The organism is Paenibacillus sp. sgz302148, from assembly GCF_056120465.1.
On sequence record NZ_JBVYOJ010000026.1, the window covers coordinates 34,653 to 54,036 of the forward strand.

Genomic DNA, 19,384 nt, shown 5'->3' on the forward strand with positions numbered 1-19,384 from the left:
AAAACCAAGGGGCGATGCTTCTGTTTTATTAAAAACAGAGCAGCGCCTTTTTTTGTCTTGGCGTGTAACATTTGCATTTGCAGGGCGGAACATCGGCTTTTTGTCACATTGAAAAAAACGCATTATAGTAGAAGCGATTCGTCGAGATCCGGTAGTAGCTGCTGGAATTGCTCAAAAATTTGCGCGTTGACCGTACCCTGAACGAAAGCGCCCCGCTTGGCGAGAATGCCGATTTCCGGCCCGAGCTCCAGGTCGGCGACGAACTTCACGACCGTCCCCGGCGCGAGCGGGTAAGCGTCGACCACCGGGATAAACGTGATGCCAAGCCCCGCCTGGACGTAATATTTGATCGCGGTGATGCTGGCGACTTCGATGCCGTTATCGAAAAGCGACCCCATTTTGCGCGAGACGGTCGATTTCAGCTTGAGCTGGAACGGGCACGATGCCGGCGTAATGAGCAGTCGCTCGTTCTTCAAATCTTTCAATAGAATTTGCTTTTTGTTTGCAAGTTTATGATCGGCAGGCAGCAGCAAGGCAAAGCGCTCGAAGCAGAGCGGATGGAATTCCAGCTCCGCGCCAAGCTCCGTTGGCCTGCACATGGCGAACAGGTGCGGCTCAGGCTGGTGGCATAAGGCAAAGTCGACCCGGTCGTCCAGCACCATCTGCATCAGCTCCTGATTCGTTCCTACGCTGACTTTGATCTGAAGCTTCGGTTTTTTGCTAAGGATGGATGCGAGAATTCGAGGAACCCGGCGGCTGGCGGAAGGCTCGGAGGCGCCTACCAGCACGATGCCCGTTTCCCCCTGAATATAGTCGGTCAGCATGCTGTTGAAATCCGAATATTCCTTCAGCAGCGAATCGGCGCGTTCGTATACGAGCTGTCCCGCTTTCGTCAATTTAATCGTTTTGCCGCGCTCGAACAGCTGGACGCCGAGTTCCGACTCCAGCTTTTTGATTTGCACGGTAACGGTAGGTTGAGAGTATTGAAGCTCTTCGGCCGCGCGGTAGAAACTTCCTGTGCGGACGATCGTTTGAAAGGTTTTGATTAAGCGCAGCTGCATCTGATGAACCTCTTTCATTAATATTATTAAACCGAACGTTTATATTTTTCTATTATACTTTATCGGACCGTTTCACTATTATAACAAGTATGTATACGAAAATTTGACAATTAATTTCGACATTTTTTGATATAGAAACGGAAACGCAGAGCGGAATGGAGGCATCATGATGAGAGTCCCGGAAATCGAAATCGAAAATGTGAGCATGCGTTATCAGGCGGATTCGTCCGACGTATTGGCGGTTCAGAACGTAAGTTTAAGCATAGCGAAAGGAGAGTTCGTTTCTCTGCTCGGCCCTTCGGGCTGCGGCAAAACGACATTGCTGCGCGTGATGGCGGACCTACTGCAACCGACGAGCGGAACGGTCAAGGTCGCGGGTGGCACGCCAAGGGAAGCAAGGCTTTCGCAAAAATACGGCATCGTGTTCCAAAGCCCGGTGCTCTATGACTGGCGCAAAGTGAAAGACAATGTAACGCTGCCGCTGGAGCTGATGAAGGTCGGCAAGGCGGAGCGCAAGCGCAAAGCCGAAGAGCTGCTTGAATTGGTTGGGCTGGAGAAATTCGGCGACAAATATCCGTGGCAGCTGAGCGGCGGCATGCAGCAGCGGGTGTCGATCGCCCGGGCGCTTGCGATGCAGCCGGAAATTTTGCTGATGGACGAGCCGTTTTCTGCGCTCGATGAATTTTCACGTGAGCGGCTCAACGAGGAGCTGCTGAACATTTGGAAACAAATCAACAGCACGGTCGTTTTCGTCACGCATAGCATTTCGGAATCCGTTTTTCTGTCCGACAGAGTATTCGTCTTATCTCCGCATCCGGGCAGATTGTCGGCGGTTGTCGAAATCCCGCTGCCGCGCCCCCGCACGAAGGCGATGCGCAATAGTCCGGAGTTTTTCCAGCTGATTGCTCGAATCCGGGACAGCTTCGAAGGGGTGTAGACGATGCGATTGAACCATGCACGTTATGTTCCTGCACTCGTCTGGGGCATTGCCCTGGTCATCCTGTGGGAAGTCGCCTCACTACTGCTGGATATCGGCAATGTGACCTTAGCTCAGTCGAAGCTGCCCTACATCCATGAAGTCGTGGCCACGATGTTTACCTACGGCTCTACGATCGTTACGGAAGGCTGGGCGACCTTCACGAATGCGGGCATCGGTTTTTTGCTTGGCGCCGCAGTCGGCGTCATTCTCGCGATCCTGATGAGCATTTCGACTTGGATCGAACGAATCTCGTTCCCGTATGTCATCGTTTCGCAGATGATCCCGGTGCTGGGTTTGGCGCCGATTATTTACGGCATCGTGCGTGACGACGAATGGTCTCGCGTGCTGATTGCCGCATATATTACGTTTTTCCCGGTCAGCTTGAACATGCTGAAAGGGCTGCGCAGCGTGAACGGCAGCTCGCGCGGGCTTATGTATTCCTACGCCGCCAAGCCATGGACGGTGTACTGGAAGCTGCTGCTTCCGAATGCGCTGCCGGGGTTGTTCGGCGGTTTGAAAATCGCGGCTCCGCTATCGGTCACGGCGGCGATTCTGGTCGAACTCATGGGCGCTCAGCACGGCATCGGCGTCATTATGCTGCGCAACCTGTATTATGGCCCATCGAATGCGTATATGTTCTGGGCGACCGTATTCGCGTCGGCTCTGCTCGGCATCGCCAATTACGTGATTGTGATGCTCATTGAGCGGATTACGACGCCATGGCAGCCTGCGTTTCGCGTGAAGGGAGGCAAACCGTAATGGAGAGCATCAAGCGTACCCAATCGCATTCACGCGATAACGTTGCGCCGCGTCAGCGTCCGTCAGGCGCACAAAGCTTCGCCAAGAAGGCGGTCAAGCAAGTGATTGCCCCGATTGCGGCAGGCATTCTTGTCATTTTCCTATGGCAGCAGCAGCTGTTCCACAGTCTGTTCAATATCCGCATTCATCAATTGCCTCTGCCGACGAAGATCGGCGAAGCGATTTTGGACAACTTCGACGTATTGCTGAGATATACCGGCTATACGATGACGGAAGCGGTTCTCGGCATGCTCGCCGGGTCCTTGCTCGGGTTTGCGCTTGCGCTGATCGCCACCGTCTGGCCGCGCTGGGGCTCCGGCGGACTTATTATGATCGCGGCGCTCAACGCCGTTCCGATTATCGCGCTGGCCCCGATCATGAACCTCTGGTTCGGCGACGGCCTCGGTTCCCGGATGGCGGTCGTTACGATTACGACGATGGCCGCGATGGCGTTTAACGCACACAAAGGCATGAACAGCGTCGATCCGCTGGCGCTGGACCTGATGTATTCTTACGGCGCGAGCAAAGGGCAAGTATTCCGCCGGCTGCGGCTGATCCACAGCTTGCCGAACGTGTTTACAGCACTCAAGATCAATGCGACGGCGAGTATGATCGGCGCCATCGTGAGCGAGTTTTTCTACTCCTCGGGCGGTCTCGGCTACATGCTCTCGAACTCGATCAAGGTCGCCAAGATGTCGCTTGGCTGGTCCTGCATTCTGCTCGCCGCCATTGCGGGCGTCCTCTTCTATTGGCTGATCGAAGCGGTTGAGAAAATGTTCGTCCGCTGGCACTCGTCCAACCGGGATTAGCAAACTGCGGTAGCGGTGATGGCGCAGGTTTCCGGGCCGGCGCCGTGCTTAACATACAAGCAAGCCTAACTACAAAGACAACTACGATTCGACATCATACCAAAACATCTTGAAGGAGCGAAACTGATGAACCCGAAACAAAGCTTTTTCCGCAAGACCGCACTGCTATTAAGCGTTGTGCTGCTGTTCGCGGCGCTTGCGACGGCTTGCGGAAGCAAGGGCACGGACGGTGGAAGCACCAATGCGAAGACGGAAGATAAAAAGGGCGAGGACGGCAAGCTGACGAAGGTCAGACTGCAGCTGAAGTGGTTACCGCAAACGCAATTCGGCGGGTATTTCGTGGCACTGGACAAAGGGTATTACAAAGAAGAAGGCCTGGATGTCGAAATCCTTTCCGGTGGCCCGGACATCGTGCCGGAGCAGCAAGTAGCCAATGGCGCGGCCGAAATCGGCAATTCCTGGGTAGCGGGCTTGCTTTCCCACCAGGAAGAAGGCTTCCCGCTGGTCGAAATCGCGCAAATTTCGCAGCGAAGCAGCTTGGTGCTCGTATCCAAGAAGGATAAAGGCATTAACAGTCCCGCTGACTTAAAAGGCAAAAAAGTCGGCAGCTGGATGGCCGGCCTTGAGTTCGAAATTTTGGCATTGCTTGAGAAGTACAAGTTGAAAGCGAACGAAGACGTCAGCATCGTGAAGCAAGGCTTTACGATGGACCAATTCATCGATGGCAGCCTGGACGTCGCTTCGGCGCTGACGCACAACGAATATCCGATGCTGCTTGAGCAAGGCATGGACCCGAACTCGATGAATGTCATCGACATGAATGACGAAGGCGTTGCGATGCTGCAAGATAACTTGTTCGTCAACTCCGAATGGCTTGCAAATAACAAAGAAACGGCTGCCAAGTTCCTTCGCGCATCGTTCAAGGGATGGGCGGAAGCGATCGAAAATTCGGAAGCGGCGACGGACATCGTCATGAAATACGTCGATAAGAGCAGCACGACAAGAGAGCATCAGCTCAGCATGATGAAAGCGATCGGTGCGCTTGTATTGCCGGAAGGCATGCATAAGTCGAAGATCGGCCAAATTGACGTTACGCTGTTCCAGCAAACGGCCGACATTGCTTTCAACTTCGGCGTAGTAAAGAAAAAAGTCGATCTGCAGAAGGCTTACACCAATGAAATTTTAGACCTGGCTGCACAGTAATAAAAGTGAAGGAGGGTATAATGGTGAAAAAGAAAATATTAGTCAGCGCCTGTCTACTAGGTCATAAAGTTCGCTATGACAATGGGGATGTTCCTTGCCTCGACCCGCGTTTCCTGAAATGGTATGAAGAGGGCCGTCTTGTTCACATTTGCCCGGAAGTGGTTGGGGGACTCCCCACCCCGCGCCCGGACGCACAACGTCAAGGGGATCGGGTCGTGACCGGCGCAGGCGCGGACGTAACGGCGGAATTCGAGAAGGGCGCGCAGGCTTCGCTGGAACTGGCGAAGCAGCATGACGTCGCTCTGGCGATTTTGAAGCAGGACAGCCCGTCTTGCGGCAGCTTGTTCATCTATGACGGCACGTTCACCGATACGAAGGTGCCGGGTCAAGGCACAACGGCAGAGCTGCTGCGCAAGAACGGCTTCAAAGTATTCGGCGAAGACCAGCTCGACGAGATCGAACGCGAGCTCGCACTGATCGACGGCTAAGCTGCGATAGCGGCAAGTGGCTTTACCGGGATGTAATGAAAGGCACAAAAGCACAAAAGCACAAAAGCACAAAAGCACAAAAACACGCAAGAAGCTCCTCCGTTCGGATGATGTACCATTCGGATCGAGGGGCTTTTTCGCGCATTATTCGAGTCTGTACGTTTCGAGAAGGGAGCTTAGTTAATTCCTTTGACCGCATTTCTGCTCCATTGCACTTTGTACAACGGCGGACCGCAGAGATTTGATATAAACCGTATTCTATTGCATTTTGTGCAGTCCAATTGAGCGAATATCGGATTTTTAAGTGAAAAGTCGAAGTTTGATTGCACATCATACAATGGTCCCTTACTTTTTGAAATACGGAAATCGATTCTACTGTACAAAATGCAATGTAGATTGTTCGCTTGATGGGCCGAAGCTAATTCAATGTCGGAAATCGTGCAGCCAGTTCGCTTGATAGGCCGAAGCTAATTCAATGTCGGAAATCGTGCAGCCAGTTCGCTTGATAGGCCGAAGCTAATTCACTGTCGAAATCGTGCAGGCGGCAGTTCCGCTTATGATTTCGTATCGGTCTTCCATAAGATGGCGGCTGATCCGCGCAACCGACAACGTGGACACGGCGAACGGATCATGCGACAATAGCATGTATAGAACACTTTAGAGAAGGTGAGCCCGTTGGACATCCAGGAACTGAAGCGAATCATCCAAGAAAGCCCGAACATCGTATTTTTCGGCGGAGCGGGCACCTCGACGGAAAGCGGCATTCCCGATTTCAGATCGGCCGAAGGTTTATTTAACGTGGGCACGAACATGAAATACGCGCCTGAAGATATACTAAGCCGGGATTTTTTTCGGCGGCGGCCGGAAGATTTTTATTCGTTTTACAAATCCAAAATGATCTATCTCGACGCGATGCCGAATCCGGCGCATGAAGCATTGGTTAAGCTGGAACAACAGGGCCAGCTCCAGGCGGTTGTTACGCAGAACATCGACGGCTTGCACCAAAAGGCAGGAAGCCGAAATGTGCTTGAGCTGCACGGCTCGATTCACCGGAACCATTGCACGAAATGTCGTGCTTCTTATGATTTGACCCCGGTCGTAGAGTCGGCGGGAATCGTGCCATTATGTCCGCAATGCGGCGGCGTCATTAAGCCCGATGTCGTATTATATCAAGAAAATCTGGACATGGATTTGCTCGAGCGCGCAGCGCAATATATCCAAAACGCCGACGTGCTGATCGTTGCAGGTACCTCGCTCACCGTTCAACCGGCTGCAGGCTTGGTTCGGCTGTACCACGGCGACAAGTTCCTGCTGATCAACAAAAGCGCAACGCCGATGGACGGGTTTGCCGACTATGTGATCTCGGACAGCATCGCGAAAGTGTTGAGTGCGTTGATAGAATAGTCGGCCGGGAGTGTGCCGAGATTAGCCTTTTTGGGGTTGAATGAGGAGCGGGAGGCAATATTCCGCTCCTTTTGTATGTTGGTTTGCTCTGTTGTTTGATGCAGAGCGTACATCAATTTTCTCGGGGACTTGCCGATTCCGCCGAATTATTGTACGCAGCGCAACAATTCAGACGGCAGTAGGCACAGACGGCCCGAATTGCTGCATGGGATGCAGGAATATGGCTGAAATCGACTATGAATCGCGCAAATTTTGCATTATTTGCAACTTTGCTTGAGTAGCCGGAGGCCTGTGAGCTATGTGGCGGGCGGTGGTTTGAAACAAGTTACATAGCCCTGCCGTAACCGCAGCGTGTGCCCAGTGCAACTATGGCGCCCCGCAGTAAATACGAGTTATATGAAAAAAGCTTTCAAATGTTACTTCAGCAATCTCAGCGGCAACTCGATGACATGTTCGCGCTGATGACGGAAAATGACGATTCGCACGGTAACGTCATTCGCGCAGGTTTCTTCCACTAAAAGTTTGTTATCAGCCGCCAGCTCACCCATGGCCTTCAGCCCACTCGCGGTCGCCTGCTCGCCCGTGGCCTCCGGTTCGCCGATGGCCTTCGGCCCGCCTACGGACGCCAGTCCGCTTAAGGCCTCCGGCCCACCCACGGTCGCTTGCTCGCCCCCGGACGCCAGCCCGCCCGTGGCTTCCAGCTCGCCCCAGGCTTCCATCCCGCCAACGATAGCTTGCCTACTCACCGTCAGCAAGTCGTTGAGTTCTTCGATCCGCTTGCCTGCACATTGCAGAATGACGTCGGCTTCCTGCAATCCGGCCTTGGCTAGCGCGCTATTCGCCGGAATCGACATGACCCATACGCCGGTCTCTCCGGGCAGTCCGAAAGCCGACACTTCGCCGAGGCCAACGATATTTTTGACCTGCAGCCCTTGCCATGCGTAAACTGCGCGATCGCGTCCGCCAGTTCCGGCACTTGCAGTGCTTGGCAGTTGCGGCGTTCGGGCGATGCGGCGCAGCGATTCCTTCCGCACGCCGAACGAGTCCATCGCGAAGTTGCGGAATCCGACGCTCAGCGCGGGCGAGCCTTCCGCCACGCGATAGTCGCCGGACACAGGATCAAGGAACAACGCATCGCCGGCGAGCGAACGGACATCGCTCCCGCTCAGTTCCTGTAGCGCGGCGGCCGGTTGGGGCGACGCTTGGCCAGGCACATGAAGCAGATTGGCGTCGCACAATTCGCCCCATGGCTGCGGCACGCGAATCGGCTTATACGGCTCCAGCACGATGTTATGCCGGAACACGTCTTGGCTGCCCGCATACCACACATGCGGGTGGAACGTGTTGTTCACCATGACGTTATTTTCGCATATCCGGTAAAATCCTTCGCGCAGCTTGATACCGCCGTTCAGGCAAAGGTTATTATAGATGTGGTAGTGGCTTGATCCGTCGTCCAAATCGATATCCCAGCCGTGGTCGCAGCGGAACCGATTGCCCCGGATCATCATCGGCAGAACGGCGTCAAGAAGCGGCAACTCGCTGCGCCCTTCGGAGGCGGTTAACGGACTCAAGCCGTTCATATCGACATCCTCCAGCTCCCAATACCGGTCGCGTCCCCACGAGTTGAACGAACCGTGGTCACCGGTTTCCAGCACCGTGTCGAATACGTCGTTATGCTCGATCAGATGTCCGCCCCATGTACCTTCCGACACGTTGATCCCGGCGCGCGGAACATCGTACAGGCTGCAGTGGCGGACCGTGATGCTCTGTGCCATCGAGATTTGGACCGGCGCCGTTTGCTTTTCGAATCGGCCGCTGCGGTAAATCAGGCAATCCTCGACAACGCAATCCGCCGGATATTCGTTGCTTTGCGGCCCGGGCGTCAGGTCGATGTCTTCCAGTCGCTGCCGCTCCGCATATTCGAACAGCGGGCTTCTTGCCGCCGACGACCGGCCGACGAAAGCAACCCCATTCGCGCCCGCGTCCGCAATGTGGCAGCCTCGGACAACGACGCGCCGGTTATATCCGCTCGCAAAAATCGCGTTGCCGCCGACTTGGTCGACATAACAGTCCTCAATCGCACAGTCCTCGCATCCCTCCAACAGGACGGCGCCGCCGCGGTAAATCGTCCAATCGCTGCGCAGCAGCGGCTCGCGTGTATCCATGAACGTCCTGCGGGCATGGCGGAACGTAAAGCCTTGAAGCGTAATGCCCCGCACGGGCGCTGCTTCCGTCCCCATAAATTCGACGAGATGCCGTAATCGCGCCGTCTCGACGACAGCCTTGCTAAGCTCCGTTCTGTCGTATGGATATACGTAGAGCAGGCTCTCTTTCGGATCGAGAAACCATTCGCCCGGGGCGTCGAGCTCTTCGAAAATATTTTCCACAAAACGGCACTCCTCGTGCATTCCCATCTGACGGTTGTTTTGCCAGCCGCCTTCATACGCGATGTTACCTGCGTCGTCTTTGCCGGTGATGACATAGTGATAACCGCCCCACATATGCTTGTGCATCGCATGAATGAAGCCGCCGCTTGGATCGGCCCAACGGGAGGCTCTTGCACGATCGAAGCAATCCGCCGCATAACCGTTGTAAATGAGTACGTTCGGATCAACATTCGGATAACGCGCCATATGGTATCGTTTGCCGTCAACGAACAATTGGTCGATCTCGGTGCCTGCAGGCACCGAGGCTTTCAGAATGCCGTCCCGGTACGGCTCCCATGCCGGCCGCAATCGCGTGCCGCCGCTAATGACGACCTCCTCATCCGCATAAGCGGCATATACGACAGGAGAGTCCGCCGTGCCGGAATCCTCGCTGCCGAACGTTATAGCGGCCGGCAAATAATAAGTTCCTCCCCGTACGTAAACGGTAATTTGCCCGGACGTGCCGCCGAACTTCGCTTCTCGTACCGCTTCGCGAGCCCGCTCCAGCGTGGCGAAAGGCTTGTTTTCCGTGCCCGGGTTGCCGTCGCTGCCTTGCGGCGACACGAAAAACACAACCGATCCCGGCTTCCGATCATCTGCAACAGATTGCATCCATTCATTCCTTCCTTTCAGGCTCCTGATTCGGAGTGTTATACTGGACATACCGAAATTATAGTAAGGGTTGCAGATGCCTAACAATGGACAATATACGGGCAAATCTGGATAAAGTTCAGATCGGATACGGGGGTGAGCAGGATGGAAGCCATGCAGCAGGAGCAATGAATTCGGACGTATTTTGAACAGCTGCAAATCGAGGTCATAACCGTGGGGTATACACGGGTGAATCATTTGTGGAGGAACGTTAACGTCGCGCCGATGTTCAGTTGTCTTTATTTTATCGAAGAAGGGGAAGGCTGGATCAAAATCAAAGGGCAGGAATACGATCCGAAGCCGGGGCAGCTGTATATTTTGCCGGCTGGGGTCGTACATTCGTATTCGACTACAAAGGACCATCCGTTCCTGAAGTATTGGTGCCACTTTAACGCAAAAGTAGGGGATTTGCACCTGTTTCATGTGATCGATATGCCGAACGGACTGCAAGCCGAAGACCGAGCTTATGTCCGGCAGCTTTTCCGGAAAATGTACGAAGCAAGTCAGGGCAGGCACCTTACCGATCCGCTCGTCGTTAAAACCGCCATGCTGGAGCTGCTCACGTACATGGTCGGGCAGCAGCAGCCGGAACGCGTCCAATTAACTACGTCGAGGCAGATCGAGAAACTGAACGAAATCGTAGCCTACATCGAGGCGCATCTGTCGGAGGACCTGTCGCTCGAGCGGCTTGCGAAGGTGGCGAGCTACAGCCCGAAATATTTTATCCAATTTTTCAAATCGATGCTGAACATGCCGCCCATCCAATACGTGAACAAAACCCGGATCGATCGCGCCAAACGGCTGCTGATGACGACCGACCGGAGCTTGTCCGATATTGCCGCGGAAGTCGGCATGGAGACAAACTATTTCTCGAAGCTGTTCAAGCAATATACGAATTTGCCTCCAGGCCATTTCCGTAATATCAATATGCGATCATAATTCGAGATGTTCTTCTTCGATCCGAATGAGCTTAAGCTGGGGAAATTGCGCTTGAAGATTCTCGGCAAGCGACTTCACACCGAAAATTTCCGTAAACGTATGGCTGCCGACGATCATATTCATACCGATGAATTTGGCATATTGAACCGAATACAACGTTTTTTCGCCTGTGATGTAAGCATCGCAATCGGCTTCGATCGCCTGCTTTATCAAAGCCGTCGAATTTCCCGCTCCGGTGATCATTCCGATCCGTCGAATCGGCCGATCGAAGTTGTTCCAAGCTTTTACGGGCTCCCCAAGCGCCACGCTCATCCGTTCCGTCAGCGCCCCGAATGTGATCGCGTCATCAAACTGCCCGATCCCGATCACTTCGCGTCCATCTACATACCTTGTTTGCTGAACGATCTCCGAAACGCCAAGCTCCTTCATCAGCGAGTTGCACGTTCCGAACTCCGCAAAGTCGAGCGGTAAATGCACGTAAAAATGCGTCACCCCATTAGCGCGAAGCGACTCCATGCAAGCTTCCTTCATCCCGTATACAAAATCCCAAGCATCATGATGCGTGAGCAGCAACTGAACGCCTTTGTCCGCGGCCTGAGCCACGACTTCGGGCGTCAAATTCGTCGCATAGCCGATCGTCGTAAAATCGTGCGGCAGCGGATGGTTGAAGCCGTATTCGTCGTTTTCGGCAAAATCCTCGAGAAGCGAGCCAAAGCTTTCTTTTAACCATGCGCGAAATTGTTCAATGTTCATCGGATCATCTCCTTATGATTTCGTTTACGAGCGTGTTAGAAGCGAAAACCGTATACGTTATAGTCAAAATGCAGCGTGAGTCCGATGTTCCTTGCTACGCGAATGGAGGCGAGGTTCGTTGCCGTGCAGTCCCAATACGGTGACTTGCCGCTGCTCAGGCAGTCGTTGATAAAAGCACGGGCCGCAGCTTGGGCCAGCTTCTTGCCTCGAAGCGCTTCAGCCGTCTCGATCGAAATTCCGTGCAAGTTCCCGGCGGCAAAACCGGAGAAGCAGGAGGTTACGAATTGTTGCTCGTATTGGACAACATACCCGATGCCGTATCGGAAAAAATCATCGAGGGAGCTCCAGTAGTTCAGGATGGTGTCTATCAACTCATCCGCACTAGAGCCATTGGCAGCACATAGCAACTCTCTGGATATTTTTACAAGATGATAGGGCGATTCTAGCATGTGCACGGGTCCTTGTATAGGTGCTTTTTCCATCAAGTATACGTTTTGAACCCATTTTGTCAGCTCTTTGTGAGCAACATCTTTTCGATCGTCGCGTCCCACCGGGGATGATGTCCATAACCCTCGAACCAACCTAACCCCAATCTGCGGGCATCAGGAGCGATTGCCTGCTCGACAAACTCGGGTGCAGCTTGGTTGAAAGCATCGTTCGTCGGGTCACCCAGAAACGAGAATCCGTCCATGTTCCCTTGCCAGATCTTCGCGGATCGAGGCGCAGCCGGATCGTCCACGAAGATCCTCCCCGGATTTACCCCGGATACGATCGCTTGTACCTCGACGTGCCGGTCCTGGATGACAAGGCTGGCACACCTGTGAAAATGTTCTTTTTCAAGTTCGTGAATCATATGGAACTCTCCCCCTGCCATAGAAACTTTATGAATCCATCGTAGAGGATCGTGTCTGTGCATTCCTAGTGAAAGTTCAAATAAACGATTTTGGAAAGACGCCAGGGGAGCAGCGAAGTATATCGGAAGATATCTGGCAAGACCGGCAATCGCGGAGTACCGAATCGTGAGCCACGACTACAACAAAGCACATTATTGGTATGAAGATCACCAAACGGGCAAACGAGTGGATGTGGTAGCACCAGTGTATCGATTTCTGTATGATTTGATTCAGCATATCCCACCGAAAAATTTTCGGATGGTTGGCCGGTACGGTCTTTACAGTAGAAGTAAGAACAAAGATGCGCAGAAGATCATTAATTTATGGCGGTATATGGAGCATAAGCAAATCGAGATGGTATTTGAAAAAACGCTAAAAAGGAAAAAGACATATCGGGAGAGAATGATTGAAACGTATGAGCGCGATCCGATACAGTGTCCTGCTGCAAGCAGCGAATGGAGCTTGTGGTTATTTGGCATCCAAGCTACGGCCGGATTTATTATTATAACGAGGAATGGGAAAGAAACCAAGAGAAGAAGTGGGGGGCTAGAGCATATGAGCGGAAAAAAGAAGCAAAGCGACGAACAAAAACAGGATAACATTTATTGGGATGGACCTGAAAACGCTGAAAGGAGTAACAAGTAAATAAATGTAATGCTATGTCAACAGATGCAACTTGGATGCCCATGGAGCATTTCATACAATGAAATGAAAAGGAGGGGCAGGCAATGAACGTCTCATCGTTGAAACGAATGAGATTTACGATTTCTGCCAAGCTGATTACAGCTTTGCTGGCTGTCTTATTGCCACTTTCGGTGATGACGCTGTTGTTGAATCAACAGGGGAGCCGAACGATTTATGAGGAAATATCCAAATCCGTCCAGAGCAGAGACGCGTTCTATATACAGTCGCTGGAGAATGCGCTTAAAGGCATCAGCCAGCTGATGTTTGAGTTTGTGATCGATAAAGAACTGATGGAGGTTGGTATCTCGGAGGAGCCGGCTACAAATTACGAACGCATGAGCCAGGTGCTCGCTGTGCAGAAGCGGCTGCAAATGCTGAATGCTTCCAGTACGTACATTGCCGAGGCGAAGGTGTTCCTCCCGTTCAGCAACAGAACGATCGTCTCGAATGATTATTTGTCCTACATTCCCGCTGATGAATACGAGAAACTGGCGAATAATGTGGACCCGAGCAGAGTGATGGCCATTGGCGAACGGTTGTTTATGAGCATGCGGTATCCAGTGAGCGCATCGGGGAGGAAGCCCGTTTTCGTCGTTGTCGTCGAGCTGTCGGCGGACAAGCTGCGCGAAAGCTTAAAAAATATCGTCAGTCCGGACCAGGGCAATTTCGTTTTGCTTAACGCTGCAGAGAACTGGGAGATCACGAACGAACGAGACGGAGATGTTGCGCGAACAATGAGGACGTTTGCGGAGGAACAATTGAAGAAAGATGCGGCGATTGGCATGACTTCCACTAAGATTCAACGCTCGCCCTACTTGATCTCCTATCGCAAATCGGCTGTTCTGAACATGATTTTGCTTGTTTACGTTCCGGAGAATAACATACTCGGCTCCTTGAACCGCTATGAACGATGGATCTGGGCGTTGCTCGGTTTCTCGTTGTGTATCGTCTTCCTGCTGTCAGTTTCCATTTATCGCATCATCCATCATCCGCTGCGCCGGCTCGTAGCCGCTTTCCGCAAAGTGGAGGACGGCAAGCTTCTTCCGATCGAAACCAGCACGAGGCGCGATGAATTCCAATATTTATACCGCAGGTTCAACAGCATGGTATCGAGGCTGGAAGTGCTGATCAGCGAAGTGTATGAGAAAGAAATTCTCAGTCAGCGCTCCGAGCTTAAGCGACTGCAATCGCAAATAAATCCGCATTTTATGTACAACTGCCTGTTTAGTTTGAACCGCTTGATTCAAGAAGGAGAGAATGAACGCGCCTATCGGTTCACGTTGTATTTGGGCGATTATTTCCGCTTTATTACGCGCAACGCGGAAGATCGGATTCCGCTTCGGGAAGAAATGAAGCATGCCCAAGTGTTCGTGGCTATGCAATCGATTCTGTACGGAGATTGGATTGACGTCGAGTTCGAACCGCTTGCCGACACGTACGGAGAGCTGCTTGTGCCCCGCCTGATCGTGCAGCCTATATTGGAGAACGCCTACAAATATGCTCTTGGGTCACCTGATCTGAAAGGGGAGCTGTGGGTGCACACCTCCGAGTCCGACGAATATTTGTCAATCTGGATCGAGGATAACGGTGAAACGTTATCGGATGCCCGATTAGCGGAACTGGCGGCGGCACTATCGAAGAGCGGTAATTTTATGGAGGAAACGACCGGCGTCATTAACGTCCATCGACGAATCGAGCTGATGTTCGGCAGCGGCAGCGGCTTATCGCTGACGAGGTCGCAGCTTGGCGGATTATGCGTAGAAATTCGGCTGAAATTGGATAGCAGCGGAAAGGCGGAGACAGATGTATCGAATGCTGATCGTGGATGATCTGCCCATTATCGTGGAAGGGCTTGTGAAGATGTTCGGCAAGAAGAAGCCCGAGCTAGAACTGTTTCAGGCGTTCTCGGCTTATCAGGCGCTTGAAGTGCTAAGCCGAACGAGGATCGACATCGTATTGTCCGACATCCGAATGCCGGGAATGGAAGGGACGGAACTGTTGCATGAAATCAAGCGCCGCTGGCCGCTATGCAAAGTGATTTTCCTGACCAGCTTCGATGATTTTCATTATGTCAAAAATGCGATTTCCGGCGGTGGCTTCGATTATTTGCTGAAGACGGAGAGCGACGAGGGCATCGTGCGATCGATCGATAAAGCGATTGCGGAGCTGGACGCGCAGGCTGCAACGGACCGGAAGCTGCTGGAAGCGAATTTTCAGAGCAGGAAGGCGATCTTGCTCTTGCAGCAGCAGTACGTTAACGAGCTGCTCAAGGGAAGGGCGCCGTCGTCGGAATCCTCCGTTAGAGCCAGGCTTCACGAATTGGAGATGAGCCTGTCGGCGGAGCTGCCGGTATATGTGCTTCTTGGACGCATCGATTCCTGGGGAGGCAAAGGAACGGTCGAAGGCCGCAAGCTGATGCTTTATGCGGTACAGAACATCGCGGCAGAAAAGCTGATCTCGACGGTCAGGCTGGCAGCGGCGGAGGTGGATGGCTCGAATGTGGCTTGGCTGCTCCAGCCGACCGATCTTCACGTGAAGACGGGGGAAGTATTGCAAAGCGAAGCCGAGAAAAATTGGTTCGAGTGGGTATACGGCGAATTGGATTCGATTCAGGCGAACTGTCGAGAGGCGATCGACCTTGAGGTATCTTTCGCGATCAGCCCAGCCGCCGTGCGGTGGGAATCGCTGCCGGAAGCCTATGACGCATTGCTGTCTCTCATGTGGGGAGATCAGGGGACGGGAAGCGAAGTGAGGCTGAAAGGCCAGAGTGGGCACAGTGCCCCGCGCTCGTCGTTTGAAGCCGCCAAGATGAAGCTGGCCAACCGCAAAACGAAAAAGATCAGTCTGCTCGGTCACTACCTGGAAAACGGCGGAAAAGCGGATTTCGACAGCCTGCTAGACGAGATTATCGACCATGCGGCGAAGGAAAACCGTTCCGGCTTCGTCAAGCTGGAGGTGTACCACGGGCTTGCTTCCGTGTTCCTTTCTTATCTCAATCAATATCCGCTCGACGGAAAACTGGCCGCGCAGATCGGCCTAGATCGCCTGTCGCATGTCGACGTGAATCTGTCGTGGGAGGAGCTTCGCGCCTATTTCCGGAAACTCGCAGAACTGTTGTTCGATAACCGCGATCAGCCGGTTGTGGAGGACGAACATATCATGGTGCACCGCGTTAACGAGTACATCAACAGTCATTTGGCGGAGGATGTTTCGCTGGCCAAACTTGCAGGCATCGTTCACCTTAATCCCTCCTACTTGTCGAGATTGTACAAAAGAACGGCAGGGATTGGCTTGTCCGAGTATATCAATATGGCTCGGACGGAAAAGGCGAAGGAACTGCTGAAGCATTCCGCTTATAAAATTTACGAAATTTCAGCGATGGTCGGTTATGACTCGCGTTTGTCGTTTATTCGCTTCTTTAAGGCGAACATGGGCATGACTCCGCAGGAATATCGGGATTCGTAGCCGCTCTGCCGTGTGCCAAGAAGTAGTCAAGGAATGTAACGGGATGTCAACAGGTGAATCTAGTTGCGGATATGCGCGGGTTTATATACTTGTTGCAGAGGGGGAAAGCGCTTCGACAGCCATTCCAACCGATCAAGGAAATCACTACGCAACCAGGGGGAGTATCTATGAAACGTAATGCTAAAGTTGGACTAGCCGCTCTATTATTCGCATTGCTGCTTACCGTGACCGCTTGTAGCAGCAATAACAATGAGGCTACCAATTCTCCGAAAGCTTCTGCGCCTTCCGCCAGCGCAACTTCAAGCGCATCCCAGAGCCAGGAAGCAATCGACCCGCTCGGCAAGTTCGACCCGCCGATCGAATTGACGACGATCCGCAGCATCGACGCGCAGCAAGCTTTTGAACCGGGAGAGGACATCAACAAAAATACGATTTACGATTATTATGAGCAGAAGCTTGGCATCAAACTGAAAAACAATTGGGTCGTCAATACGATGAGTGACTACGACTCGAAGCTGAAAATCGCGATTGCTTCGGATGACCTGCCGGATTTCTACAAAGTCGGCATCAACGATATTAAGCAGTTGGTCGACAATGACATGATTATGGATTTGACGGAACTATGGGATAAATACGCGTCGGCGGACACGAAAAGCGAGTTTACGAAAGACGGCGGACGCCAGTTAAAAGCCGCAACCTTTGACGGCAAGCTGATGGCGATTCCTGTGACGAATAGCCCGTATAACTCTATGAATTACGTATGGGTTCGCAAAGATTGGCTGAAGGAAATGAATTTGCCGGAACCAAAGACGATGGCGGATTTGGTCAAAATATCGGAAGCGTTCGCGAAACGGGACACGGGTGGCAAAGGTAAGGCGTACGGCTTGAGCTTGTCCAAGTCGCTGTCGCTGTCTGGATATTTCGCTGGTTATCACCTGTACCCGCAGCAATGGGTGAAAGACGCCTCCGGCAATTTGCAATACGGCAGTCTTGATCCGAACATGAAGCCGGCGCTGAAGCAATTGCAGGATATGTTCAAGGCGGGGCAGATCGACCCTGAATTCGGCGTTAAAGATACGAGTAAAGAGCTCGAATTGATTGCAAACAATCGCGTCGGATTGACATACGGCGCATTCTGGTACAGCGCCGCTTTCGATAGCGCGGTGAAAGACGGCAAGCTGGTGCAGGATTGGGAAGTATACCCGATCCCATCCGTTGACGAGCAACCGGCGCTTAATCCGGCCAGCGCGTCGGTCGACAGATTTTATGTCATTAACAAAAAAGCGAAAAATCCGCAAGCCGTCGTCAAGCTTCTGAACGAATGGATCGATTACTCGCTGCATCCGAACGATGAGAACAACGTGCTCGTATTCAGCAAAGCGCATAAGGATACCGGAAAGTTTTTCTGGGACATCAACCCGATTGTTGTCAATTCGATGGATGCATTTGTCAAGGGAGGAGAGTTGATCCCGCAAGCGCTTAAAACTGGTGATGCATCGATTCTCGGCGTTGATGTAGACCGGATCGCCAGATACGAAGCAGCCAAGAAGTATATGGAAGGCGAGGTTACCTTCCCGAACTGGCTTCAGTATATGATCGTAAAAGAAGGCGGCACCTTTGCGATGATGTACGACGGCTACAAGAAAAACGAGTACCACTTTAACGAATTCTATGGTGCGCCTACGGCTACGATGGGCGATAAAATGAGCGTACTGAAAGCGAAAGAAGATGAAGTGATGACCAAAATTATTATGGGCGCTTCCGTGGACGAATATGACAATTTCATCGCCGAATGGAAAAAACTTGGCGGCGATCAAATTACAGCAGAAGTAAACGAGTGGTACAAGTCGCAACAATAAAAATGGATTCGGGGGGAGAAGGGGGATGTTTCATAACCTTTTCCCTTCCTTAAGGAGGGGAGCAGACTGTTACGCAAAGAGTGGAGACAAAACCGGCTGCTGCATTTGATGATCCTCCCAAGTTTGATCATCGTTCTCATCTACAGCTATGGACCGATGGCTGGTGCCGTCATTGCATTCAAGAAGTTTTTGCCTGCAAAAGGCATATTTAATTCGCCGTGGGTGGGGTGGGATAATTTCCGCTATGTGATGCTGATGCCGGATACGCCGAGGATCATTGCGAATACGATAATCATCGCAGTGATGAAAATGTCGCTAGGTCTCATTGTGCCTGTTACTGCGGCGATTTTGCTGAATGAAGTCCGGCAGGCTTTCTTTCGTAGAACGTTCCAGACGCTTGTTTATTTGCCGCATTTTTTATCATGGGTCATCTTGAGCGGCATCTTGATCGATATTTTATCCCCGACATCTGGAATCCTCAATCAGGTGCTTGGCTGGTTTGGACTTAAGCCTATTTATTTTCTCGGCGATAATCATTGGTTTCAGTTTACGGTTGTGATGTCCGACATCTGGAAAGAATTTGGGTTCGGAACGATTGTATATTTGGCGGCTTTGACAGGGATCAATCCAACCTTGTATGAAGCGGCAGAAGCAGACGGCGCAGGACGTTGGCGGCAAATTTGGCATGTATCGCTGCCGGGCATGACGCCAATTATCGTACTGATGGCCGTGTTAAGTCTCGGAAACATTCTCAATGCCGGCTTTGAACAAATTTTTAACCTATATAGCCCGCAAGTGTATGAATCGGGCGATATTATCGACACATTTGTGTATCGTCTCGGTCTACAGCAGTTTCAGTATGGCGTTGCGACCGCCGTTGGTTTGTTCAAGTCCGTCATTTCGTTCACACTGATCTCGATATCGTATTATCTGGCTTATCGGTTGGCCAATTACAGAATCTTTTAAAGAAGG

At 52.3% G+C, this 19,384-nt stretch carries 18 protein-coding genes; 12 read left to right on the forward strand and 6 right to left on the reverse strand.

What is annotated here, in order from left to right:
* Nucleotides 1-122: 122 nt before the first annotated feature.
* The gene (locus AC0LWM_RS28445) at nt 123-1,061 is read right to left on the reverse strand and encodes a LysR family transcriptional regulator (protein WP_474678415.1); all 939 of its coding nucleotides are present in this window, start codon (nt 1,059-1,061) and stop codon (nt 123-125) included.
* Between the two features lie 169 nt (nt 1,062-1,230).
* Here AC0LWM_RS28445 and AC0LWM_RS28450 point away from each other — a divergent pair, with 169 nt between their 5' ends.
* The 5 genes from AC0LWM_RS28450 (at nt 1,231) to AC0LWM_RS28470 (ending at nt 5,338) form a co-directional block, all read left to right on the forward strand.
* Nucleotides 1,231-1,998 carry an ABC transporter ATP-binding protein gene (locus AC0LWM_RS28450; protein WP_474678416.1) on the forward strand — a complete coding sequence of 256 codons (768 nt, stop codon included), beginning with the start codon at nt 1,231-1,233 and terminating at the stop codon, nt 1,996-1,998.
* Between the two features lie 3 nt (nt 1,999-2,001).
* Complete coding sequence (locus tag AC0LWM_RS28455; RefSeq protein ID WP_474678417.1) at nt 2,002-2,799, forward strand: ABC transporter permease; 798 nt, start codon at nt 2,002-2,004, stop codon at nt 2,797-2,799.
* Entirely contained in the window at nt 2,799-3,647 is an 849-nt protein-coding gene (locus AC0LWM_RS28460; protein ID WP_474678418.1) for an ABC transporter permease, read from the forward strand. The genes AC0LWM_RS28455 and AC0LWM_RS28460 overlap by 1 nt, the downstream gene beginning before the upstream one ends.
* Before the next feature lie 126 nt (nt 3,648-3,773).
* Nucleotides 3,774-4,850 (forward strand): ABC transporter substrate-binding protein, encoded by a 1,077-nt coding sequence (locus tag AC0LWM_RS28465; protein ID WP_474678419.1) that lies wholly within the window; start codon nt 3,774-3,776, stop codon nt 4,848-4,850.
* Between the two features lie 23 nt (nt 4,851-4,873).
* Complete coding sequence (locus AC0LWM_RS28470; RefSeq protein WP_474678420.1) at nt 4,874-5,338, forward strand: 2-thiouracil desulfurase family protein; 465 nt, start codon at nt 4,874-4,876, stop codon at nt 5,336-5,338.
* Nucleotides 5,339-5,854: 516 nt separating this feature from the next.
* Here AC0LWM_RS28470 and AC0LWM_RS28475 read toward each other — a convergent pair.
* Complete coding sequence (locus AC0LWM_RS28475) at nt 5,855-5,983, reverse strand: hypothetical protein (protein WP_474678421.1); 129 nt, start codon at nt 5,981-5,983, stop codon at nt 5,855-5,857.
* Nucleotides 5,984-6,013: 30 nt separating this feature from the next.
* On the opposite strand from AC0LWM_RS28475, the gene AC0LWM_RS28480 reads away from it, so the two are divergent.
* Nucleotides 6,014-6,742 carry an NAD-dependent protein deacylase gene (locus AC0LWM_RS28480; protein ID WP_474678422.1) on the forward strand — a complete coding sequence of 243 codons (729 nt, stop codon included), beginning with the start codon at nt 6,014-6,016 and terminating at the stop codon, nt 6,740-6,742.
* 416 nt (nt 6,743-7,158) lie between these two features.
* Here the strand turns inward: AC0LWM_RS28480 and AC0LWM_RS28485 are convergent, their stop codons facing one another.
* Nucleotides 7,159-9,780 carry a right-handed parallel beta-helix repeat-containing protein gene (locus AC0LWM_RS28485; protein ID WP_474678423.1) on the reverse strand — a complete coding sequence of 874 codons (2,622 nt, stop codon included), beginning with the start codon at nt 9,778-9,780 and terminating at the stop codon, nt 7,159-7,161.
* 228 nt (nt 9,781-10,008) lie between these two features.
* Here AC0LWM_RS28485 and AC0LWM_RS28490 point away from each other — a divergent pair, with 228 nt between their 5' ends.
* Nucleotides 10,009-10,758 carry an AraC family transcriptional regulator gene (locus tag AC0LWM_RS28490; RefSeq protein WP_474678424.1) on the forward strand — a complete coding sequence of 250 codons (750 nt, stop codon included), beginning with the start codon at nt 10,009-10,011 and terminating at the stop codon, nt 10,756-10,758.
* On the opposite strand, the gene AC0LWM_RS28495 is transcribed toward AC0LWM_RS28490, so the two are convergent.
* Genes AC0LWM_RS28495 through AC0LWM_RS28505 form a run of 3 tightly spaced genes read right to left on the reverse strand, consistent with a single transcriptional unit; the run spans nt 10,753 to nt 12,364 of the window.
* Nucleotides 10,753-11,511, reverse strand: coding sequence for a Nif3-like dinuclear metal center hexameric protein (locus tag AC0LWM_RS28495; RefSeq protein WP_474678425.1), 759 nt, complete (start codon nt 11,509-11,511; stop codon nt 10,753-10,755). The genes AC0LWM_RS28490 and AC0LWM_RS28495 overlap by 6 nt on opposite strands.
* A gap of 35 nt (nt 11,512-11,546) precedes the next feature.
* A complete protein-coding gene (locus AC0LWM_RS28500) occupies nt 11,547-11,993 on the reverse strand; it encodes a GNAT family N-acetyltransferase (protein WP_474678450.1) in 447 nt (148 codons plus the stop codon).
* 26 nt (nt 11,994-12,019) lie between these two features.
* Nucleotides 12,020-12,364, reverse strand: coding sequence for a GNAT family N-acetyltransferase (locus tag AC0LWM_RS28505; RefSeq protein WP_474678426.1), 345 nt, complete (start codon nt 12,362-12,364; stop codon nt 12,020-12,022).
* A gap of 61 nt (nt 12,365-12,425) precedes the next feature.
* Between AC0LWM_RS28505 and AC0LWM_RS28510 the strand changes: the two genes are divergently transcribed.
* From AC0LWM_RS28510 to AC0LWM_RS28530, 5 genes are all read left to right on the forward strand, one after another.
* Nucleotides 12,426-13,049 (forward strand): transposase, encoded by a 624-nt coding sequence (locus tag AC0LWM_RS28510; RefSeq protein ID WP_474678451.1) that lies wholly within the window; start codon nt 12,426-12,428, stop codon nt 13,047-13,049.
* Between the two features lie 83 nt (nt 13,050-13,132).
* The gene (locus AC0LWM_RS28515; RefSeq protein ID WP_474678427.1) at nt 13,133-14,917 is read left to right on the forward strand and encodes a sensor histidine kinase; all 1,785 of its coding nucleotides are present in this window, start codon (nt 13,133-13,135) and stop codon (nt 14,915-14,917) included.
* Nucleotides 14,892-16,553 carry a response regulator gene (locus tag AC0LWM_RS28520; protein ID WP_474678428.1) on the forward strand — a complete coding sequence of 554 codons (1,662 nt, stop codon included), beginning with the start codon at nt 14,892-14,894 and terminating at the stop codon, nt 16,551-16,553. Before AC0LWM_RS28515 ends, AC0LWM_RS28520 begins: the two co-directional genes overlap by 26 nt.
* Nucleotides 16,554-16,720: 167 nt before the next feature.
* Entirely contained in the window at nt 16,721-18,412 is a 1,692-nt protein-coding gene (locus AC0LWM_RS28525) for a type 2 periplasmic-binding domain-containing protein (RefSeq protein ID WP_474678429.1), read from the forward strand.
* Between the two features lie 108 nt (nt 18,413-18,520).
* Complete coding sequence (locus AC0LWM_RS28530; protein WP_474678430.1) at nt 18,521-19,378, forward strand: ABC transporter permease; 858 nt, start codon at nt 18,521-18,523, stop codon at nt 19,376-19,378.
* The last annotated feature ends 6 nt before the right edge of the window (nt 19,379-19,384 follow it).